The sequence below is a fragment of the Shewanella sp. 6_MG-2023 genome (assembly GCF_030547195.1).
Classification (GTDB): domain Bacteria; phylum Pseudomonadota; class Gammaproteobacteria; order Enterobacterales; family Shewanellaceae; genus Shewanella.
Genome location: NZ_JAUOQU010000066.1, coordinates 1 through 2208 on the forward strand (window position 1 = coordinate 1; position 2208 = coordinate 2208).

The 2208-nt window shown below is 50.7% G+C and carries 1 protein-coding gene; it reads left to right on the top strand.

Annotation, left to right across the window (positions count from 1 at the left end; all coding sequences use genetic code 11):
- Window positions 1-2208, top strand: a 2208-nt coding sequence (locus Q4533_RS19535; RefSeq protein WP_303503901.1) for an Ig-like domain-containing protein, incomplete at both ends; no start/stop codon positions are given.

A 2208-nucleotide genomic window follows, 5' to 3' on the forward strand; every position in this document is an offset into this window, starting at 1 on the left:
TGCCCCAGAAATTACCGTAAATGCCCCTGACAACAGCAGCGATGATACCCCAACAATTACTGGTACCACTGATGCAGTGCCTGGCAGTGTAATCAGTATTATTGTTACCGACAGTACTGGCAATGAGCAAACACTAGAAACCACGGTAAGTCCTGATGGTAGCTACGAAGTCGATGTTATCGACCCGTTAGCTGTAGGCGATTATACCGCTGTTGCAGAAGTGACTGATCCGTCTGGTAATACTGCCACTGCTGAAGATAATGGTGATATTGATACTATTGCCCCAGAAATTACCGTAAATGCCCCTGACAACAGCAGCGATGATACCCCAACAATTACTGGTACCACTGATGCAGTGCCTGGCAGTGTAATCACCATTGTTGTTACCGACAGTACTGGCAATGAACAAACACTAGAAACCACAGTAAATCCTGATGGTAGCTACGAAGTCGATGTTATCGACCCGTTAGCTGAAGGCGATTATACCGCTGTCGCAGAAGTGACTGATCCGTCTGGTAATACAGCCACTGCTGAAGATAATGGTGATATTGATACTATTGCACCGACCCCTGCTGTTGAATTTGAAGGCATGGGCAGCGATGGCATTTACAACAGTGATGAAATTGGTGCTGATGGCACAGTCACTGCCACCGTGACTCTTGCGGCAGGCACTGAAGTCGGTGACACGCTGATCATCACTGATGGCAACGGCAACGAACTGTTTAATGGTCTAGTGACCCAAGCGATGCTTGATAATGGTCAAGCCATTGAAGTGGCGGTTATTGATGGTCAAACCCAAGTGGACGTCACCGCACAGGTGATTGATGCGGCCGGTAATGCTTCGGGCATTGCCACCGATAATCAAGGCGTGGATAACACCGATGCGCCGACCCCTGCCGTTGAATTTGCAGGCATGGGCAGCGATGGCATTTACAACAGTGATGAAATTGGCGCTGATGGCACTGTCACTGCCACTGTCACGTTAAACCCAGGCACTGAAGTCGGTGACACGCTGATCATCACTGATGGCAACGGCAATGAACTGTTTAATGGTCTAGTGACCCAAGCGATGCTTGATAATGGTCAAGCCATTGAAGTGGCGGTCGTTGATGGCCAAACCCAGGTGGACGTCACCGCACAGGTGATTGATGCGGGCGGTAATGCTTCGGGCATTGCCACCGATAATCAAGGCGTGGATAACACCGATGCGCCGACCCCTGCCGTTGAATTTGCAGGCATGGGCAGCGATGGCATTTACAACAGTGATGAAATTGGCGCTGATGGCACTGTCACTGCCACTGTCACGTTAAACCCAGGCACTGAAGTCGGTGACACGCTGATCATCACTGATGGCAACGGCAATGAACTGTTTAATGGTCTAGTGACCCAAGCGATGCTTGATAATGGTCAAGCCATTGAAGTGGCGGTTATTGATGGCCAAACCCAAGTGGATGTCACCGCTCAGGTGATTGATGCGGCCGGTAATGCTTCGGGCATTGCCACTGATAATCAAGGCGTGGATAACACTGACACCACGAATGATGCGATTTCGGTGGCAGAAGACACGGTTGCCTCAGGCAACGTGCTATCAAACGATGAAAGTGACAACACTGAAGTGACCAGCTTCACCCTGGCCGGTGATAATACGGTTTACACGCCAGGCTCAGCGATCACCGTTGAAGGTGGCAGCCTGCTTATCAGCAGTACCGGTGCCTACAGCTTCACCCCAGCAACCGATTGGAACGGCGTACTGCCGGTGATCACTTACACTACCGTTACCGGTGAAACCGCCACCTTAACCATCACCGTCGGCGAAGATAATACTGACACCACGAATGATGCGATTTCGGTGGCAGAAGACACCCTTGCCTCAGGTAACGTGCTTGATAATGATGAAACTGATAACACTGAAGTGACCAGCTTCACCCTGGCCGGTGACAATACGGTTTACACGCCAGGCTCAGCGATCACCGTTGAAGGTGGCAGCCTGCTTATCAGCAATACCGGTGCCTACAGCTTCACCCCAGCCAGTGATTGGAACGGCGTATTGCCGGTCATCACTTACACCACTGATACGGGTGAAACCGCCACCTTAACCATCAATGTGGGCGAAGTGAACGATGCCCCTGTGGCCGTCGATGATGAAATCAACGTCACAGAAGACACCGCCTTCACCTCAACAATAGAATTAGATGCCAATGATTTAGA